Below are 17,158 nucleotides of genomic sequence, written 5' to 3'. Positions count from 1 at the left end.
CACCGCTTCCTCTCGCCGAGAAAGGACCCCACGTCCGTGCGCATCCCGTTCAATGACCTCGCCACGCCGCACGCGTCGATCGTCGAGGACGTCGTCGCGGAGGTGCGGGCGCTGGCCGGCAACTCCCGCTTCATCGGCGGGCCGGCCGTCGAGGCCTTCGAGCAGGACTTCGCGGCGTACTGCCGCACCACGCACGCCGTGGGCGTCGCCAACGGCACCGACGCGATCGAGCTGACCCTGCGGGCGCTCGGCATCGGCGGCGGCGACGAGGTCCTGGTGCCGGCCAACACGTTCATCGCGACCGCCTCGGCCGTCGCGGCGACCGGCGCCACCCCCGTCTTCGTCGACGTCGACCCGGTGAGCCTGCTCGTCACGCCCGAGACCCTGGAGGCCGGCAAGACCGAGCGGACCGCCGCGGTGATCCCGGTGCACCTGTACGGGCACATGGTGCCGCCGGCGGACGTGCTGCCGTTCGCGGCGAAGCACGGCCTGGCAGTGCTCGAGGACTCCGCGCAGGCCCACGGCGCGAACGCTCCGGCCGGGCATGACGGCTCGGGTGAGAAGGTGCGAGCAGGGTCCTACGGTGTCGCCGGAACGTTTAGCTTTTACCCAGGCAAGAACCTCGGTGCCTGGGGAGACGGCGGCGCGGTCGTCACCGACGACGCGCAGCTCGCCTCAAGGATCCGGTCGCTGGCCAACCACGGCCGGTCCGAGGGCACCGATCACTACGAACACCGCTACATCGGGCGCAACAGCCGGCTCGACGCGCTGCAGGCGACAGTCCTGCGCCGCAAGCTAGCCGACCTGGACGCGGCCACCGCACAGCGCCGGCGCGTCGCGTCGGTCTACGCGGAGGCGCTCGCCGCGCACGGAATCCCGATGGTGGCACCGCTGCCCGGCGTGGACAGCGCGTGGCACCTGCTCGTCGCCCGGGTCCCGGGCCGGGAGCAGGTGCGCCGCCTGCTCGACGAGGCCGGGATCGGCACCGGGGTCCACTACCCGGTTCCGTGTCACCGTCAGCACGCCTACGCTACCGACCAGACCGTCAGCCTCCCGGCGGCCGAGCAGGCCGCCACCGAGATCGTCTCACTTCCCTTCTTCCCGCACCTGCGGGACGAAGAGGTCGCCTATGTCGCGGACCACCTCGCCAAGGCGATCACCGCGCTCTGATCTCCGTCAGCTCGCTCGTTCGTTGTCGCACCAACGCACAGTGAGGAGGTGTCGCCGTTGACCGCGCCACAGGCCGTCGACGCCGCACTGAACACCACGCCGTCCCCAGTGGACGACTCGTCTTCCGTGGACGACTCGTCCGACGATGCCACCGTCGTCATCTCGTCCCTGCCACAGCCCGTCGCCGATCCGATCGTCTCCGATGACGCGACGGTCGAGATCCCGATGCCGCAGCGGGTGCTGCGCAAGGTCGGCAGCGGCTGGGGCCTGATCCAGGGGCACCGGGAGGGGCGCTCGCTCATCCCGAAGCGCTCCCTGCGGCAGCTCGTCGAAGGCCTCGTCGCCCTCGCCATCCTGGCCGCCCTGTCACCGCTGCTGCTCGTCGTCGCGCTCGCGGTGAAGTGGACCAGCGAAGGTCCGATGCTGTTCCGGCAGGAGCGGCTCGGCCTGCACCGCAGCACGTTCAAGATCATCAAGTTTCGCACGATGACCAACAGGAACAGCGACGCGCAGCACCGCGAGTTCGTCAAGAAGATGCTCACCTCCGACGACGACGTCGACGGTGGCGAGCAGGGCGTCTACAAGCTGGTCAACGACCCGCGGATCACGCCCATCGGCGGCTTCCTGCGGCGCACCAGCATCGACGAGCTGCCCCAGCTGTGGAACGTCGTGCGCGGCGAGATGTCGCTCGTCGGCCCGCGCCCCGTCCTGGCGTGGGAGGCGGACCTGTTCCCGCCGGAGGCGGAGCGGCGCTTCGCGGCCCGGCCCGGCATGACCGGCCTGTGGCAGGTGTCCGGCCGCAGCACCCTGGACTTCAAGGCCGCCCTCGAGCTCGACGTCGTCTACGTCGAGAAGAAGTCGGTCTGGTACGACATCACCATCCTCTGGCGGACCGTCGGAGTCGTCTTCAACCGATCGGTGGCACGTTGAGCGTCCGGAGCGTAGGGGTGGCTCGGTGAAGGATCCGCGACTTCACGTCGTGATCGCGGTGGCGAACTTGCCGGTCGAGCGCGACCGGCGGGTCATCCGCGAGGTCAAGGCCCTCGAGGCGGCCGGATACCGGGTGACGGTGATCTGCCCCCGTGGCGTCTCCAGGATCAGCCACGTCCCCGGTACCGTCGACGCCAAGGTCCGCTCGTACAAGATGTACGAGTCGTCCGGTGGCGCGGTGTCCTTCGCCATCGAGTTCGCCTGGTCCTTCATGTGCATCGGCTGGCATCTGATGGCCGCCGTGATCCGCGACCGGGCCGTCGCCGCGCAGGTGTGCAACCCGCCGGACGTGTTCTTCCCCCTCGCGCTGCTCATGCGGATGCTGGGCCGCCCGTGGGTGTTCGACCACCACGATCTGTCCCCCGAGGTGTACCAGGCCCGCGGCGGCCGGCCCGGCTCGCTGCTGGACCGCATCCTGCTGCGCTTCGAGAAGTGGTCGCAGCGCGCCGCCTCGGCGGTCGTGTCCACCAACGAGTCCTACCGGGAGCTCGCGATCAGCCGCGGCGGCTGCGACCCGTCGCGGGTCGTCGTGGTCCGCAACGGCCCGTCGGCCGCCGAGGTCAAGCCGATCGCCGCGGCGCCGCTCGACGTCGACGACCACACGATCGTCTACCTCGGCGTGCTCGGCGCGCAGGACGGCGTCGACAACGCGATCCTCGCCGCCGAGCGACTGGTCGAACTGCGCGGCCGGCTCGGCTGGCGCCTCGTCGTCGCCGGCGACGGCGAGTGCCTGGAGAGCCTCAAGACGCTGACGGTCGAGCGCAAGCTCGAGGACGTCGTGGAGTTCACCGGCTGGCTCGGCGTCGAGGAGATCGACCGGCTGCTGCGCACCGCTTCCGTCGGATTACAGCCAGACCCTCGCAGCGCGCACGCCGAGGTGTCGACAATGGCCAAGACCGTCGAATACCTCGCCCGGGGGCTACCCGTCGTCGGTGTGGACATGCGGGAGACCCGGCGCAGCGCCGGCGACGCCGGTGTCTACGTCCCGAACGGCACTCCCGAGGAGTTCGCCGTCGCCCTGCACCGCCTGCTCGACGACCCGGTCGCTCGCGCGTCGATGCGCAATGTCGCGCTCGCACGGTTCCGCAATACCTTGGCCTGGGAACACCAGGCGGCCGCTTATGTCCGGCTATGGGATGAGTTGCTGTCCACCCGCCGGGAGAGGTACAAAGCGGGTTCGGCGATCGTTCGGCAAGCCGCACCAGCAGACGTCAGTCAGGCAGAACAACGACAGTGATGAGCGCAATTGCATACCGCCCGCCCGGCGACCGCGCTTGTGTGAGGGGATGACGTGGACCTCTGGGATCTCGCCAAGCTGATGGGTCGTCGCTGGTACCTGATGGCGCCGATGATCATCTTGACCCTTGCCGCCACCAGCTGGGCATTGCTCACCATCAAGCCCGACTACACCTCGACCGGTCAGATCATGCTGATCCCGCCGGCCGACCGCACGCCGCTCACGCCGGCCGAGCTCCAGTCGACCAACACGTGGGTGGAGGTCGGTGAGGACATCATGGCGAAGGCCTTGTCGATCTCGCTGAACACCACCCAGACCCACAAGGAGATCGAGGGCGAGGGCTTCTCGACCACCTTCGAGGTGGCCGCCGAGGACCGCTCCAGCATCCTCACCGTGACCGCGACCGCCACGACGCCCGAGGCGGCGCAGGCGACGGTCCAGCGGCTGGAGAAGCAGATCACCCGCGAGGTCGAGGAGATGCAGGCGCGGTACAAGCCCAAGGCGGGCCGCGCGATCAGCACCCAGGTCCTCGACGGCGGCGACACCATCGAGGTCGTCTCCTCGAAGGTCAAGCGCGCCGCGGTCGTCATCATCGGCGTCGGTCTGCTGCTCACCGCAGCGGTGACCATCGTCGGCGACAACATCCTGCGCCGGCGCGCCCGCAACCAGCGCCGCCGCCAGCAGGGTGAGGACCACGAACCCGACGGCGACGTCATCTCCGACAGCGACCGGCACCAGCCGTCCGGCCGGGCCAACGGCGCGGATGCGGTCGCGAAGCAGGACGAGACCGCCGTGATCAACCTCGGCAGGATCAAGAGCACCGTCGCGTCCGGCAACAACCACGGCGGCAACGGCAACAGCGGCAACGCCGCCGGTCCGGGCCTCACCGTGGCGTACCGGCAGGCCGAAGCCGCCTCCGACGACGACCGCCGCGGAGTCGAGACCGACGACGCGACGATCATCCTGCCCATGGGCAACACGCCCTGGGCCGGCCGGGAGGGGCGCGACAAGGACGCTGAGGCGCGCGGCCGTTGACCTCCAGCACCGTCGCCGGCGAGAGCCGCACGCGTCAGGCGCCACCCGATGCGGTGGCGCCTGACGACCTGCGGATCTTCAAGCGGAAACCGAAGCGGAAGCGGGCCCAGGCCTACCGGCCCTCACCCGACCTGCTGCCGGTCCTCGTCGACGAGAAGACCTACGCGTCCCGCCGCCGGCGCAGCCACATCGACGCCGCGTCGCTGCTCGTGCTGGTCGTGGTGCTGATCCAGCTGCTCCCGTCGCGCCTCGTCGTCCCGGACCTCACCTCGGTCGGCCGGCCCGGCCTGCTGATCGGCCTCCTGCTCGCGGTCTGGTGGCTGCTGTCGAAGCTGCACCCGCGCCTGGCGATGACCGGTCCGCAGCCGATGCGGTGGGCCTTCATGGTCTACGCGCTGACCCTCCTGCTGTCCTACGCCGCCGGCCAGTTCCGCGGCATGCCCGTGCTGGAGGCCAACTCCGCCGACCGGGCCCTGCTCGGCGCGCTCGCGTTCATGGGCATCGTGTTCATGACCGCCGACGGCGTGCCGACCCGTGACCGCCTCGACGACGTGCAGCGCGTCCTGGTGTACTGCACCGCCATCAACGCGGTGCTCGGCATCCTGCAGTTCGTCACCAAGAAGGACCTGACCCAGAACATCGTCATCCCCGGCCTCACGCTGCAGGGCGAGCTGGTCGGCCTCGCCGACCGCGGCGGCGGCGGCCTCATCCGGGTCGCCGGCACCACCGGGCACTTCATCGAGTTCAGCGTGGTCATGGCGTTCGCGGTGCCGCTCGGCATCCACTACGCCCGCTATGCGAAGACCAAGCTCGAGCGCCGGATCTTCCTCGTCGCGACGCTGCTGATCGCGGGGTCCATCCCGCTGGCGCTGTCGCGCACCGGCATCCTCGCCGTCGGCATCGCGCTGCTGTGCATGTGGCCCGCGTGGAACTGGCGCTTCCGCTTCAACGTGGTGGTCATCAGCATGGGCCTGCTCGGCCTGCTCTCCGTGGTCCGGCCCGGCCTGCTCGGCACGCTGCGCTCCCTGTTCAGCAACGCCGAGGACGACCCCAGCATCAAGGGCCGCACCGACGACTACGCCATCGTCTTCCAGTACGCCTCCGAGCGCCCCTGGCTGGGCCGGGGCACCGGCACGTTCATCCCCGAGCTCTACCGCTACCTGGACAACCAGTGGCTGATGACGCTCATGAACAACGGCTACCTCGGCATCGCCGGGATGGTCGTGCTGCACTTCGCCGGCGTGTTCCTCGCGATCATCGCGTTCCGCCGGGCGGAGAACGAGGTCGACCGCCACCTGTGCGCGGCGATCTCGGCGGTGCCGCTCATCGCGGCGCTCACCGGCCTGACGTTCGACTCGTTCTCGTTCAGCACCTTCGTGGTCGTGCTCGCCCTGCAGCTCGGTGCCGCCGGCGCGATGTGGCGCTTCACGCACCCGGCCCGCACCACCCGCAGCGCCGCCGTCGGCGCCTTGCAGCGCTGACCCCCATGTGGAGCGTCCGGTGATCCCTGTCGTCCCGCCCTGCCCCGTCTGGAGCCTCCGGTGATCTCTGTCGTCATCGCCGCGCACAACGAGGCGGCGGTCATCGGCCGCTGCCTCGACGGCATCCTCGCCCCCGACATCGACGTCACCGTCGTGGCCAACGGCTGCAGCGACGACACGGCCGCGGTCGCCGCGAGCCGCCCCGGCGTCCGGGTCATCGACCGCCCCGAGCCCGGCAAGTCGGGCGCGCTGAACGCCGGCGACGCCGTCGCGGTGGGCTTCCCCCGCATCTACCTCGACGCGGACATCCCGCTGACCGCTGCGGATGTGCGCACCCTGGCGGCGTTCCTGTCCGGCACGCCGGGCCTGCTCGCCGCGACCGCGCACCGGACCCTCGACACCCGCCGCCGGCCGCTGCTGGTCAAGGCGCACAGCGCGATCAACGGCCGCCTGCCCGCCTATCGCGACGCCCTCTACGGCCGCGGCGTCATCGCGCTGTCGGCCGAGGGGCGTGCCCGGTTCGACACGTTCCCCGAGGTCGTCGCCGACGACCTCTTCCTCGACGGCCTCTTCGGGCCCGGCGAGAAGGCCGAGACGCCCGCGGTCGTCGCCGTCGTCGAGACGCCCCGCCGCACTTCGGACCTCGTCAAGCGTTTGGCCAGGGTACGAGCGGGTAATGCCGCCCTGCGCGCTGCGGGTGCCGCCCGTCCGGCGGCGCGTTCCTCGTGGTTGCGCGACGTCGTGCTCCCCAGGCCCTGGCTTCTGCCGGCAGCGGTGGGCTACGTTGCGCTGACCGTCGCCGCGTCGCGCGCCGCCCGCCGTCGCGACGTCGGATGGGGCCACGACACGTCCACCCGCGGAGCAGTCGGAGCGCAGCAGTGAGCCTTGATCCAGTCGTCAGCGTCGTCCTCGTCTCGTACAACACCCGGGAGCTGACCCTCAAGAACCTCGCGGGGCTGCAGGCAGGCACCGCCGTGCCGATCGAGATCATCGTGGTCGACAACGCCTCGACCGACAACTCGGCGGCCGCGATCGGCCACGCCTTTCCCGAGGTCCGCGTGCTGCCCCAGCCCGTGAACCTCGGCTTCGGCAACGCCGTCAACCTCGGCGCCGCGCACGCCAGGGGTCGCTGGATCCTGCTCATCAACCCCGACACCGAGCCGGTCGGCGACGTGATCCGCACCCTCGTCGAGTACGCGGGCGGCCACCCCGAGTACCGCATCTACACCGGCCGCACGCTCCGCGCCGACCACACCGACGACGGCCACTCGGTGCACGCGCTGCCGAGCCTGTGGGGCTACGTCTGCTTCGCGACCGGCCTGTCGTCGCTGCGCCGGCGCTCGCAGCTCTTCAACCCCGACGAGCTGCCCGGCCTCGACCGCGCCATCGGCGGCGAGGTGCCGGCCGTGTCCGGCTGCCTGCTGCTGATCGACCGGCCGCTGTGGGAGCAGCTCGGCGGCTTCACCCCCGACTACTTCATGTACAGCGAGGACATCGACCTCTCCGCCCGCGCCCGCGACCTGGGCGCCCGCCCCGTCCTCGTCCCGGAGGCCCAGCTCCTGCACGTCGGCGGCGCCGCCTCGAGCACCGTCAACAAGCGGATCATGGTGCTGCGCGGCAAGACCACGTTCGTCCGCCTGCGCTGGTCCCCCGGTCGCGCCAAGCTTGCCCGACTGCTCATTTCCGCCGGTGTACTGGTGCGCGCCGCCGCCGGCGCGGGCTGGCGGGACGTCTGGCGCCAGCGAGCGACGTGGCTGTCCGGCTGGCCCGCTCCGACCGGCCCGGCGGCCGTGCCCACCCAGCCGCTGGCCGCCCCGATCTCCGCGGTGCCGTCACCGGACCCCGCGGCGTCGCGGGCTCATCCGTAGCGGGGCGCGCTCCGGGAACGCTGGATGTTGGGCGTCCGCCGCTCGCGGGCCCGCCAGCAGCCGGTGTGCCAGTGCCGACGGTCGGCGAGGTCACCGCGCCCGTCCGCCGGCCAGGCCACGAGGTGCGGCACCCCAGGCGCGATCTCCTGGTCGCAGCCCGGGCACCGGTACGCCTTCACCGCCGCACTCGACGGAATGTTGCGCACCTGCCACTCCCCGTCGCTCCACGCCTGCACCCCCTCAACGCCGCGCTTGACCCGCTCAAGATCGATCGGCTCAGGCACAGCGTCGCGACGGGGATGGTTGCGACGGGGGCTCACCATTCCAGCGTACCGACGCCCACCACCCGGCCTTGATCACGGCCCCACCGCACACGGCGAACTCAACGATGCCGACGCCGCACCCCGCGTCGCCTTCCGCACGCACCAGATCGGATGACCCGGACTCCAAGTGGTCCCGCAGGAACGCGGCACCGCCCACACTCAGAGGTGCGGCCATCGCTTGATCTCTCCTTCGTTACTTCGCCGTTCGAAGGCTCCAGCGATGGCCGTTTCCCATTCCCACATCACGGCCCAACTGGCCGAGCACCACTTCCGCGGACCCGACCCCGGCCCCAGCCGCGAAGATCGCTCTGCCCCCGACCAGCGCGACCCCACCGGCGACACGGCAACCACAGCCACCTGCCCACGACCACCATCCCGCCATCACCACCACCCCACCACCTCGTCACACCACCGCGATCACCGCCCGCCGGCACCACCTCCTTGCGCGCGAATCGCCCCGCCGCGATCACCGCCCTGCCGCGCCGTCCGAAGAATCCAGCGGTGGCCGTCCCCGTGCACCACATCACGGCCCAAGCGGGCGAGTCCTACACCCCCTCCACGGACGCGACCCCAGCCCCAGCCCCAGCCGCGAACGTCACCCTGCCCCGACCAGCGCGACCTCACCGGCGACACGGCAACCGCAACCGCCTGCCCGCGACCACCATCCCGCCATCACCACCACCCCACCGCCTCGTGACACCACCGCGATCACCGCCCGCCGGCACCATCTCCATGCGCGCGAATCGCCCCGCCGCAGTCACTGCCCGCGCCGCAGTCACCGCCCGTGCCGCGATCACCGCCGCGCCGCAGTCACCGCCCGCACCGCAGGCACTGCCCGGGCCGCGATCGTCGCCCGCGCCGCAGTCACCGCCCGCACCGCGATCACCGCCGCGCCGCAAATCACCGCCCGCACCGCGATCACCGCCGCGCCGCAAATCACCGCCCGCACCGCAGGCACTGCCCGCGTCGCAGTCACCGCGCTGATGGGAGCGGCGGCTGACACTCGGGTCGGGCGCCGTGGCGGTGACGGCCGGTGACGCGCTGCGGCGACCGCCCAGCGGCGGACACGTTGCGGCGGACACGTTGCGGCGGACACGTTGCGGCGGACGCGTTGCGGCGGACGCGCCCTCCGCGGACACAGCGGACGCGCCCTCCGCGGACACAGTGGACGCGCCCTCCGCGGGCAAACTCGCCGTCCGGGCGGCCACGGATGGCTGTCCTCCCGGCGTCGGCCGTGGCGGGCTCGGGTCGGTCATGGCCGCCGCGTCCGGTGCCGGGTTGCTGCGGTGTCGGTGGTGGTGGGGTGGTGCTCCGGGGTGGTCAGCGCTTCGAGTAGTCGCGGAATCCTCGGCCGACCTTCCGGCCCAGGTAGCCGGCGGTCACCAGGTGCTCCAGCAGCGGGGCCGGGGCGAAGCCTGGCTCGCGCAGCTCCAGGTACAGCTCCCGCTGGATCGCCAGCGACACGTCCAGGCCGACCACGTCGAGCAGCTCGAACGGGCCCATCGGGTAGCCGCAGCCGAGCTTCATCGCGTAGTCGATGTCGTCCGCCGTCGAGTACGACGCCTCGACCATCTTGACCGCGTCGTTGAGGTACGGGAACAGCAGCGCGTTGACCACGAAGCCGGACCGGTCGGCGCACACCACCGCGTGCTTGGCCAGCGCCCGGCACACGGCGGCCGCGGTCCGCACCGTCGCGTCGGACGTGCGGATCGTCCGGACCACCTCGACGAGCCCCATGACCGGCGCGGGGTTGAAGAAGTGCAGCCCCACCACGTCGGCGGGCCGCTCGGTCGCCACCGCGCACTCGATGACCGGCAGGCTCGACGTCGTCGTGGCGAGCACGACCCCCGGCTTGCAGATCTCGTCGAGCGACGCGAACAGCGCCTTCTTCACCGACAGCTCCTCGACCACGGCCTCGACCACCAGGTCGACGTCGGACAGGTGGTCGAGGGTCGCCGACCACGTGACCCGCCCGATCGCGGCGTCGCGGTCCTGCTCGGTCAGCTTGCCGCGCACGACGCCCTTGTTGAGCGACGTCTTCAGCCGCTCGCAGACCTTGGCCGACTTCTCAGCACCGCGCGTCACCGACACGACCTCGAACCCGGCCTTCGCGAACACCTCGATGATGCCCGTCGCCATCGTGCCCGACCCGACGACGCCCACCTTCGCGATGTGCGTCGGCCTGCCGTGCTCCGCGGTGTCGGACGGCGTCAGCTCATCGGCGACGACGACCGGCGACCCGGGCTTCTCGTACGTGTAGAACCCCCGCCCCGACTTCCGCCCGAGCAGCCCCGCCGTCACCATCTGCTTGATCAGCGGCACCGGCGCGTGCCGCCGGTCGCGGCCGCCCCGGCGGTACATCGTGTCGAGGATCTCGTATGCGGTGTCAAGCCCGATCAGGTCCATCAGCGCCAGCGGCCCCATCGGCAGCCCGCACCCGAGCTTCATCGCCGCGTCGATGTCCTCGCGGGTCGCGTACTTCGACTCGACCATGGACACCGCCTGGTTGAGATACCCGAACAGCAGCGCGTTGGCGATGAACCCGGCCCGGTCCGTGATCGTCACGTCGACCTTGCCGAGCCGCTCACACAGCGCCTCGATGTCCGTGACCACGTCCTGCGACGTGACCACCGTCCGCACCACCTCGACCAGCTTCATGATCGGCGCGGGGTTGAAGAAGTGCATCCCGATGACCTGGTTCGGCCGGCCCGTCGCCACCGAGATCTCGGTGACCGACAGGCTGGACGTGTTGGTGGCGAGGATGGCCTCGGGCTTGCACACCTTGTCGAGCTCGGCGAAGATCCGCTGCTTGAGGTCAAGGTGCTCGGGCACGGCCTCGATCACCAGGTCGACGTCCCCGAGCGCGTCCAGCCCGACCGCGAACGTCACCCGCCCCAGCAGCGCGTCCCGGCCCTCCGCGGACAGCTTGCCCTTGGCGACCGCCCGGTCCATCGACCCGCGCATTCTCGCCTCGCCCCGGTGCAGCGCCGCGTCACTGATCTCGACCGCGGTCACCGAGAGCCCGCTCCGCGCGAACACCTCCACGATGCCGGCGCCCATGGTGCCCAGCCCGACCACGCCCACGGAACCAAACTCGCGCGCCATCGCACGACCTCCCTAACGACCGATCAGGTTACTGGCGAGTCTCCCACGCCACCCGGCCCCCGCGCCCTGTGGGATATCTTGCTGCGCCGCGCTTCCACCCCACCGCGGGCGGCGGCACCCCGATGCCCGCGGCGCCCGCCTGACCTGTGCCGACGCGCGGCCGCCTCCTCCGGAGCCGCCCCGCACCGCCGCTCGCACGATTTGCGGAATTGGTCACTCCCCGGCAGCCGAGCGGGCGGAAGCCGACGCCTGACGGCGAGGACCGGAGGACGAGGCGGGGGCGGGCCGGTCAGGTCCAGCGGATGGTGGCGCGGGACCTCCAGAGTGACAGGACGGCGGGGTCACCCTGGACGTGGAGGTCGGTGGTGGTCCGCCGGTTCCACAGGGCTAAGTACAGGTCGCCGGCGGGTCCGCGGAGAGTGCAGTCGGCGCTGGTGGCGGCGCCGCGGGTGATGTCGGCGCCGGCGGGGCCCATGCGGACCGTCCAGGAGTTGGGTGCGTCGGAGGCTTCGACGGCGAGGGTGGCCGGGGTGTCGCAGCGCAGGCGGCGGCCGCGGGCGGCATAGAAGGCCATGAGCAGCTCGTCGATGCCGTCGACGCCGAGGTCGCGGGCGACGCCGTCGGGCTGGCCGGAGGCGGCGTGGAGGTCGGCGCGGTGAATGATCGTCTCGTGGGCCTGGCGGCGCGCCCAGAAAGCGAGTGGCGAGCCGGCCGGGAGGAAGTGCCAGCAGGTCAGGTCGCTGGGTGCGGCGCGGAGCTGGTCGACGAGGGCGAGATGGCCGGCCTGGAACCACGGGACGAGGTCGGCGTCGGCGGGCATGGGGCCGACGGCGTGCTCCTCCTCGTCGTCGGTGAGGACGGCGGCGCGGGCGTCGCGGACATAGGCCGTCGCCCAGCGGTGGACATAGCCCACGTGCTGGACGAGGTCACGGACCGTCCAGTCGGGGCAGGTCGGCACGGAGGCGTCGAGGCCCGCCTTCTCGGCGGCGTCGACGAAGTCGAGCCCAGCACGCTCCAACGCATCGATGTGCTCCCCGATTTCCATGCCGCCATGCTAAGCCGACCCCCCGACAAAAAACGCCGGCCGGAACGCACACAGAAGCTCAGGCGGCCAGCAGGCCACCCACCCAGATACCGGCGATGAGCAGGGCGGTGGCGAGCTCGATGAGCATCGACACGCCGGCGGCCTTGAGGGCGTGCTTGGTGGACTGCCAGGCGAGGCCGTTGTCCTTCTGGCGGACCCGCTCGACGATGAAGACGCCCAGGACGAAGCCGATGACGAGGCCGACGACCGGGATCAGGAAGAAGCCGACGATGCCCAGCAGGCCGCCGAGGAAGAGGGTCAGGTTGGGCACGCCGGCGCGCTTCAGATTGCGGCCGGGGACGAGGTACTTGGCGGCGAAGCCGAGCCCGAGCACGATCGTGGCCGCCACCGCGACGGTCCAGCCGACGGCGCCGTGACCGCCGAAGACGGCCCACACCATGACCCCGGCCCAGCACAGCACCAGGCCGGGGAGCATGGGAATGACGACGCCGATGATCCCGATCAGCACCGCGGCACCCGAGATGAAGGCCACGAGGCCGGAGCTGTCGGTCATATCCACGATGATCAGGCTAGGCGGAGGCGTCGAGCCCCGCCAGTGCTAGACGGAGCCGACGACACCCGCCAGCGCGGCGGCGAAGTCCGCGGCGCGCTCGACGTGCGGGGAGTGGCCGCACCCTTCGTAGACGATCTCGGTGTACGGACCGTACGCGGCGAACACCGCCCGGGTCTGACCGATCATCGGCTGAGGCGGGCAGGCCTCCTCGCCGGGCCAGCCGGGGACGAGGCCGAGCTTGCCGAGCTGCGCGAGATCGAAGAACGACGCGTCGGACACGATCGCGTCCTGGTCGCCGCGGATCCACGTGATCGGGGGCTTGACCGGCAGGTCGACGATGCCCGAGAGGTTGAGCCAGCGCGGCGACAGCGTGTTGAGCACCCCGCGCTCGCCGGGGCCGACGCCGGGCCAGTTCTCGCTGGTCGATCCGGTGCCCGGGTAGTTGTCGTCGCCGACGAACGTGGTGAGCATGCTGTCCAGCAGCGGCTCCTCGTCGTCGCCGAGCGAGTCCGGCGACGCGACGTAGAAGGCGTGCATGACGTTGCGCGGCGAGGCCTGCTCCTCGGTGCCGCGGTCCTTGGCGGCGAGGAGCCGCACGAAGTCGGGGTTGGCCGATCCGCCACCGGTGCCGGCGAAGTCGGGCGTGGTCGGGGTGCCGGCCAGGTCCCGGGTGCCGCCGAACCCGTACGGCGAGACGGGCGCCTCCAGTACCAATGCCGCGACGGCATCAGGGTGGTCGAGCAGGAGTTGCAGCGCGACGCCGCCGCCGAGCGAGTGCCCGACGATGACCGCCGGCCGGTCGAACCCCAGGAGCAGCGGGGCGACATCGTCGGCGAAGTCGCGCACCCCCCGGGTGGCGTCGACGGGGAGGGCGGGGCTGGCGCCGTACCCGCGCAGGTCTGGCGCGACGATGCGCCAGTCCTGCGGCAGGTGGCGCAGAAGGGGCTCCCAGTATTCGGATGACGAGCAGTTGCCGTGGATGAGAAGGACCGGTGGGCCGTCGATCGGACCGCGGGTGGTGACGTGCATCACCGCATCGTGGCACCTGGCCGGGCGGCCTCACATGGTGCCGGCCCACATGTTCCGGTCGTTTTTCGTGAGGGCCCAGATGACTGCGATGTCGGCCGCGATGATGAGCATCGACCACAGCGGGTAGTACGGCAGGAACAGGAAGTTGGCGATCGCGCTGATCGCGGCCAGGATGATGCCGAGCACCCGCGCCCAGACCTGGCCGGCGAGCACCCCGACGCCGCCCGCGGCGACCACCACGCCGAGCGCCAGGTGGATCCAGCCCCAGGTCTCCACGTCGAAGCCGAACAGATAGTTGTCGGTGAGCACGTAGAAGGTGTCTTCGAAGATCGCCGTCAGTCCGACGACGATCTGGAAGATGCCGATGACGACCATCATGCTGCCGCCGAAGACGGCGAAGCCGGTGACCCAGCCGGATTGGCGGTCCGTTGTCGATGTCGTACTCATGCGGCCCACCGTGGGCCGCCCAGAGGTGAACCAGGCTCACCCTTCCCGGATGCACGGCCAGAAGAGCTTGACGCTTCAAGTACACGTGCCGCACCATCTACTTGAAGCTTAAACAACTTAGGGAGTCGCAGCCATGAACGTCGTTCTCTGGGTCCTGCAGGGCCTGCTCGGCGCCGCCTTCATCGGTGCCGGCCTGATGAAGGCGACCCAGCCGAAGGAGAAGCTGCCGGCCGCCATGACCTGGACCCAGCGGCACAGCGCCGGGACGATCAGGTTCATCGGCGTGATGGAGCTGCTCGGCGGCCTCGGCCTGATCCTTCCGTGGGCGACCGGCATCGCGACCGTGCTGACCCCGCTCGCCGCCGTGGGCCTGCTCGTCATCATGCTGCTCGCGGTCGTCGACCACGTCCGCGCCAAGGAGTACAGCGTCGTCCCGGTCAACCTGGTGCTCGGCGCGATCGCGCTGGTGATCGCGATCGGCCGGTTCTGACGCGAATCGGACGTCGCGCCCGCCGCGCCGGACGGCAGCCGGACACCGGAAGCGGCACCGGACGAGGCACCATGGATGGCATGAACGACGAGACACGATGGCTGGACGACACCGAGCGCCGCGCTTGGATGTCGCTGCTGGCCGTCGTGCTCGTGGGCTTCCCTGAGCTGGAGCGCACGTTCCGCCCGTATGGCCTGGTGCACGTGGAGTACGGGCTCCTCGCGGCCCTCAGCGGCGAGGAGGAAGGGCTGCGCCTGTCGGAGCTCGCGGCGCAGATGAACATGTCACAGAGCCGCCTCAGCCACCGCATGCGCAAGCTGGTCGACCTCGGCTACGTGGAGGTGACCGGCGACGCGTGCGACGGGCGGGTCAGCATCGCCAAGGTCACCGAGGCCGGCCGGCGCTTCGCCGAGCAGGTCTCCCCCGCCCACATCGCCGACGTCCGGCGGCTCATCTTCGACCACCTCGACGACGCCCAGACCGCGGCCCTCGCCGACGCGCTCGGTGCCGTCGCCGACCGCCTCGGCTCCAGCTGCCCCGGCGCGCCCAAGGGTCCACCGGTGCCGAAGGCCCGCGCCTGATGCTCGTTTCGCCGTTTCGCCGGTACCGGAGGCCGACGCCGCGATCTCCGCGTAGGGGTCCGCCGGCAGTGGAGGTCGGCCTCCCCGCGAGGTCCGCGGTGGTTCAGCACCCGACGCCTCCCGGACCCGGGCGCCGACGCCGCGAGGTCCGCGGGGCCGCCTGGATCGACCCTCCGGCGACCGGAACCGGCCGGCGGGGGCTTCGTCGTACACCTGCCGCAGACGCCACATCGAGGGCCTGTGCGGGACAGCCGGAAAGCCGTCACCGCATCGGAACCACAGAGCCTGTTGGCGCGTGGTGCGACAGGAATAGAGTGACCGCATGCGTGCCGTCGTGATCACCGGAGTGTCCCGCGGCCTGGGCGCCGCCCTCTTCGACGTGTGCAACGCGCGCGGTGACCGGATCCTCGCGGTCGGCCGGCACTTCACCCCCGAGCAGCACCAGAGTCGCGACGACAGGCCCGGCGACATCACGCTCTTCTCGACCGACGTCGCCGACGCGCACTGGCTGCCCGATCACGACACGCTGCGACCGTTCCTGCGCGACGCCGACGAGGCCGTGCTGCTGCACAACGCCGCCGTCGTCGAGCCGATCGGCGCCGTCGGCAAGCTCAGCACCGAGGCGATCACGCGCGCGATCGCGGTCAACCTGACCGCGCCCGTGGTGCTCACCAACAGTTTCCTGCGCGCGGCACCCCGCGAGGCCCGGCTGCGGGTGCTGTTCATCTCCTCGGGCGCCGCGCACCGGATCATCGACGGCTGGTCGCTGTACTGCACCACGAAGGCGGGCGGCGAGACGTTCTTCGAGGCGGTCGCGTCACAGGTGGCCGACGACGAGCGGGTCACCGTCGCCAGCGTCGACCCCGGCCAGATGGACACCGGCATGCAGGACGCCATCCGCCGCGCGGCCGCCTCCGGCACTTACTTCCCCGGTCAGCAGCGCTGGCTCGACGCCCACGCCGATGGCCGCCTCGCCGACCCCCTCACCGTCGCCGAGCGCATCATCAAGGACCACGCCCCGTAACCCGGCACCCCGGACGGTCCACCACTCCACCCTCCCCCGGATAAGTCCGGCGCAAGCGCCAGACTTATCCGACATTTCGTATTTGTCGGAAGAGTGAAGCGGGAACTCGATCCCGCCGCGCCGTGACGGGCAAGAGTGCCGCGGCCACCCTGCGCAAGAGTGCCAGCGACCACCCGGCTGACGATGCCCCTCACCGCACAGCCCCAGCGAGCCGATCGCACCGCCCTCACCCAGATAAGTCCGGCGCAGTCGACAGACTTATCTGACATTTCGTATTTGTCGGAGGGGTGGAGCGGGAGCCCGATCCCATCGCGCCACGACCGGCGACCCTGACAGCGGCAGCTCCGCGTGCTCACCGGAGGAGCAGCGCCGCGCGTTTGCCGGAGGAGCAGCGCTACGTGGTGCCGGAGGAGCAGCGCTACGAGCCAGGCCGGCTCACAGCGCCGCAGCAAGCCGATCGCGCACGCCAGCCCGACATTTCGGTTTTGTCCGGCAGACGATCCGGGAAACGGCCCCGCCCGGCACGAACGGCCATGATCGAAGGACAGCCACGGCCGCCCGAACGACCACCACACGACTTCGATCTCAACCGACCACCGGCAGAGAAAAGTTGTCCAGCAGACGACCCGGGAACAGCCCCGCCCGACGCGAACAGCCATGATCAAAGGACAGCCACAGCCGCCCCAACGACCACCACACGACTTCGATCTCAACCGACCACCGGCAGAGAAAAGTTGTCCAGCAGACGACCCGGGAACAGCCCCGCCCGACGCGAACAGC

Annotated in this window: 18 protein-coding genes; 10 read left to right on the top strand and 8 right to left on the bottom strand. The window is 71.0% G+C overall.

Going from position 1 to position 17,158, the window contains the following annotated elements; translation table 11 throughout:
* Nucleotides 1-36: 36 nt before the first annotated feature.
* From ACFY3L_RS07645 to ACFY3L_RS07615, 7 genes are read left to right on the top strand one after another with little or no spacing between them, the layout of a single operon-like run.
* A complete protein-coding gene (locus ACFY3L_RS07645; RefSeq protein WP_389319760.1) occupies nt 37-1,170 on the top strand; it encodes a DegT/DnrJ/EryC1/StrS family aminotransferase in 1,134 nt (377 codons plus the stop codon).
* Between the two features lie 57 nt (nt 1,171-1,227).
* Nucleotides 1,228-2,100 carry a sugar transferase gene (locus ACFY3L_RS07640; RefSeq protein WP_389319757.1) on the top strand — a complete coding sequence of 291 codons (873 nt, stop codon included), beginning with the start codon at nt 1,228-1,230 and terminating at the stop codon, nt 2,098-2,100.
* Between the two features lie 25 nt (nt 2,101-2,125).
* Nucleotides 2,126-3,397: a glycosyltransferase family 4 protein gene (locus tag ACFY3L_RS07635; RefSeq protein ID WP_389319755.1), complete on the top strand. Its 1,272-nt coding sequence runs from the start codon at nt 2,126-2,128 to the stop codon at nt 3,395-3,397.
* Between the two features lie 54 nt (nt 3,398-3,451).
* On the top strand, nt 3,452-4,432 hold the full coding sequence (locus ACFY3L_RS07630) for a hypothetical protein (protein WP_389319752.1): 981 nt from the start codon (nt 3,452-3,454) through the stop codon (nt 4,430-4,432).
* Nucleotides 4,429-5,913: an O-antigen ligase family protein gene (locus tag ACFY3L_RS07625; RefSeq protein WP_389319750.1), complete on the top strand. Its 1,485-nt coding sequence runs from the start codon at nt 4,429-4,431 to the stop codon at nt 5,911-5,913. Before ACFY3L_RS07630 ends, ACFY3L_RS07625 begins: the two co-directional genes overlap by 4 nt.
* Before the next feature lie 60 nt (nt 5,914-5,973).
* Nucleotides 5,974-6,795 (top strand): glycosyltransferase, encoded by an 822-nt coding sequence (locus ACFY3L_RS07620; RefSeq protein ID WP_389319747.1) that lies wholly within the window; start codon nt 5,974-5,976, stop codon nt 6,793-6,795.
* Nucleotides 6,792-7,781, top strand: a complete 990-nt coding sequence (locus ACFY3L_RS07615; RefSeq protein WP_389319744.1) for a glycosyltransferase family 2 protein — start codon at nt 6,792-6,794, stop codon at nt 7,779-7,781. The genes ACFY3L_RS07620 and ACFY3L_RS07615 overlap by 4 nt, the downstream gene beginning before the upstream one ends.
* Here the strand turns inward: ACFY3L_RS07615 and ACFY3L_RS07610 are convergent.
* The 7 genes from ACFY3L_RS07610 to ACFY3L_RS07580 all read right to left on the bottom strand — a co-directional run bounded on the left by ACFY3L_RS07610 (nt 7,772) and on the right by ACFY3L_RS07580 (nt 14,283).
* On the bottom strand, nt 7,772-8,104 hold the full coding sequence (locus ACFY3L_RS07610; protein WP_389319741.1) for a hypothetical protein: 333 nt from the start codon (nt 8,102-8,104) through the stop codon (nt 7,772-7,774). The genes ACFY3L_RS07615 and ACFY3L_RS07610 overlap by 10 nt on opposite strands.
* Before the next feature lie 793 nt (nt 8,105-8,897).
* Complete coding sequence (locus tag ACFY3L_RS07605) at nt 8,898-9,080, bottom strand: hypothetical protein (RefSeq protein ID WP_389319738.1); 183 nt, start codon at nt 9,078-9,080, stop codon at nt 8,898-8,900.
* Between the two features lie 344 nt (nt 9,081-9,424).
* Nucleotides 9,425-11,209 (bottom strand): 3-hydroxyacyl-CoA dehydrogenase family protein, encoded by a 1,785-nt coding sequence (locus ACFY3L_RS07600; RefSeq protein ID WP_389319735.1) that lies wholly within the window; start codon nt 11,207-11,209, stop codon nt 9,425-9,427.
* A gap of 289 nt (nt 11,210-11,498) precedes the next feature.
* Nucleotides 11,499-12,254, bottom strand: a complete 756-nt coding sequence (locus ACFY3L_RS07595; protein WP_389319732.1) for a maleylpyruvate isomerase family mycothiol-dependent enzyme — start codon at nt 12,252-12,254, stop codon at nt 11,499-11,501.
* 58 nt (nt 12,255-12,312) lie between these two features.
* Nucleotides 12,313-12,807: a DUF456 domain-containing protein gene (locus ACFY3L_RS07590; protein WP_389319729.1), complete on the bottom strand. Its 495-nt coding sequence runs from the start codon at nt 12,805-12,807 to the stop codon at nt 12,313-12,315.
* A gap of 45 nt (nt 12,808-12,852) precedes the next feature.
* Nucleotides 12,853-13,836, bottom strand: coding sequence for an alpha/beta fold hydrolase (locus tag ACFY3L_RS07585; RefSeq protein ID WP_389319726.1), 984 nt, complete (start codon nt 13,834-13,836; stop codon nt 12,853-12,855).
* A gap of 30 nt (nt 13,837-13,866) precedes the next feature.
* Nucleotides 13,867-14,283 (bottom strand): hypothetical protein, encoded by a 417-nt coding sequence (locus tag ACFY3L_RS07580; RefSeq protein ID WP_389319723.1) that lies wholly within the window; start codon nt 14,281-14,283, stop codon nt 13,867-13,869.
* A 133-nt stretch (nt 14,284-14,416) separates the two neighbouring features.
* Here ACFY3L_RS07580 and ACFY3L_RS07575 point away from each other — a divergent pair, with 133 nt between their 5' ends.
* The 3 genes from ACFY3L_RS07575 (at nt 14,417) to ACFY3L_RS07565 (ending at nt 16,378) form a co-directional block, all read left to right on the top strand.
* Nucleotides 14,417-14,773 (top strand): DoxX family protein, encoded by a 357-nt coding sequence (locus tag ACFY3L_RS07575; RefSeq protein WP_389319720.1) that lies wholly within the window; start codon nt 14,417-14,419, stop codon nt 14,771-14,773.
* A gap of 80 nt (nt 14,774-14,853) precedes the next feature.
* Nucleotides 14,854-15,354, top strand: coding sequence for a MarR family winged helix-turn-helix transcriptional regulator (locus ACFY3L_RS07570; RefSeq protein ID WP_389319717.1), 501 nt, complete (start codon nt 14,854-14,856; stop codon nt 15,352-15,354).
* Between the two features lie 322 nt (nt 15,355-15,676).
* Complete coding sequence (locus ACFY3L_RS07565; RefSeq protein WP_389319714.1) at nt 15,677-16,378, top strand: SDR family NAD(P)-dependent oxidoreductase; 702 nt, start codon at nt 15,677-15,679, stop codon at nt 16,376-16,378.
* A 585-nt stretch (nt 16,379-16,963) separates the two neighbouring features.
* On the opposite strand, the gene ACFY3L_RS07560 is transcribed toward ACFY3L_RS07565, so the two are convergent.
* A partial coding sequence (locus ACFY3L_RS07560; protein WP_389319711.1) for a hypothetical protein occupies nt 16,964-17,158 on the bottom strand: 195 nt, incomplete at its 5' end.

This window comes from Dactylosporangium sp. NPDC000521, from assembly GCF_042898305.1.
In the GTDB taxonomy this organism is placed as follows: domain Bacteria; phylum Actinomycetota; class Actinomycetes; order Mycobacteriales; family Micromonosporaceae; genus Dactylosporangium.
Note: the sequence above shows the minus strand (reverse complement) of the source record. Positions and strands in the feature narration are given on the sequence as shown.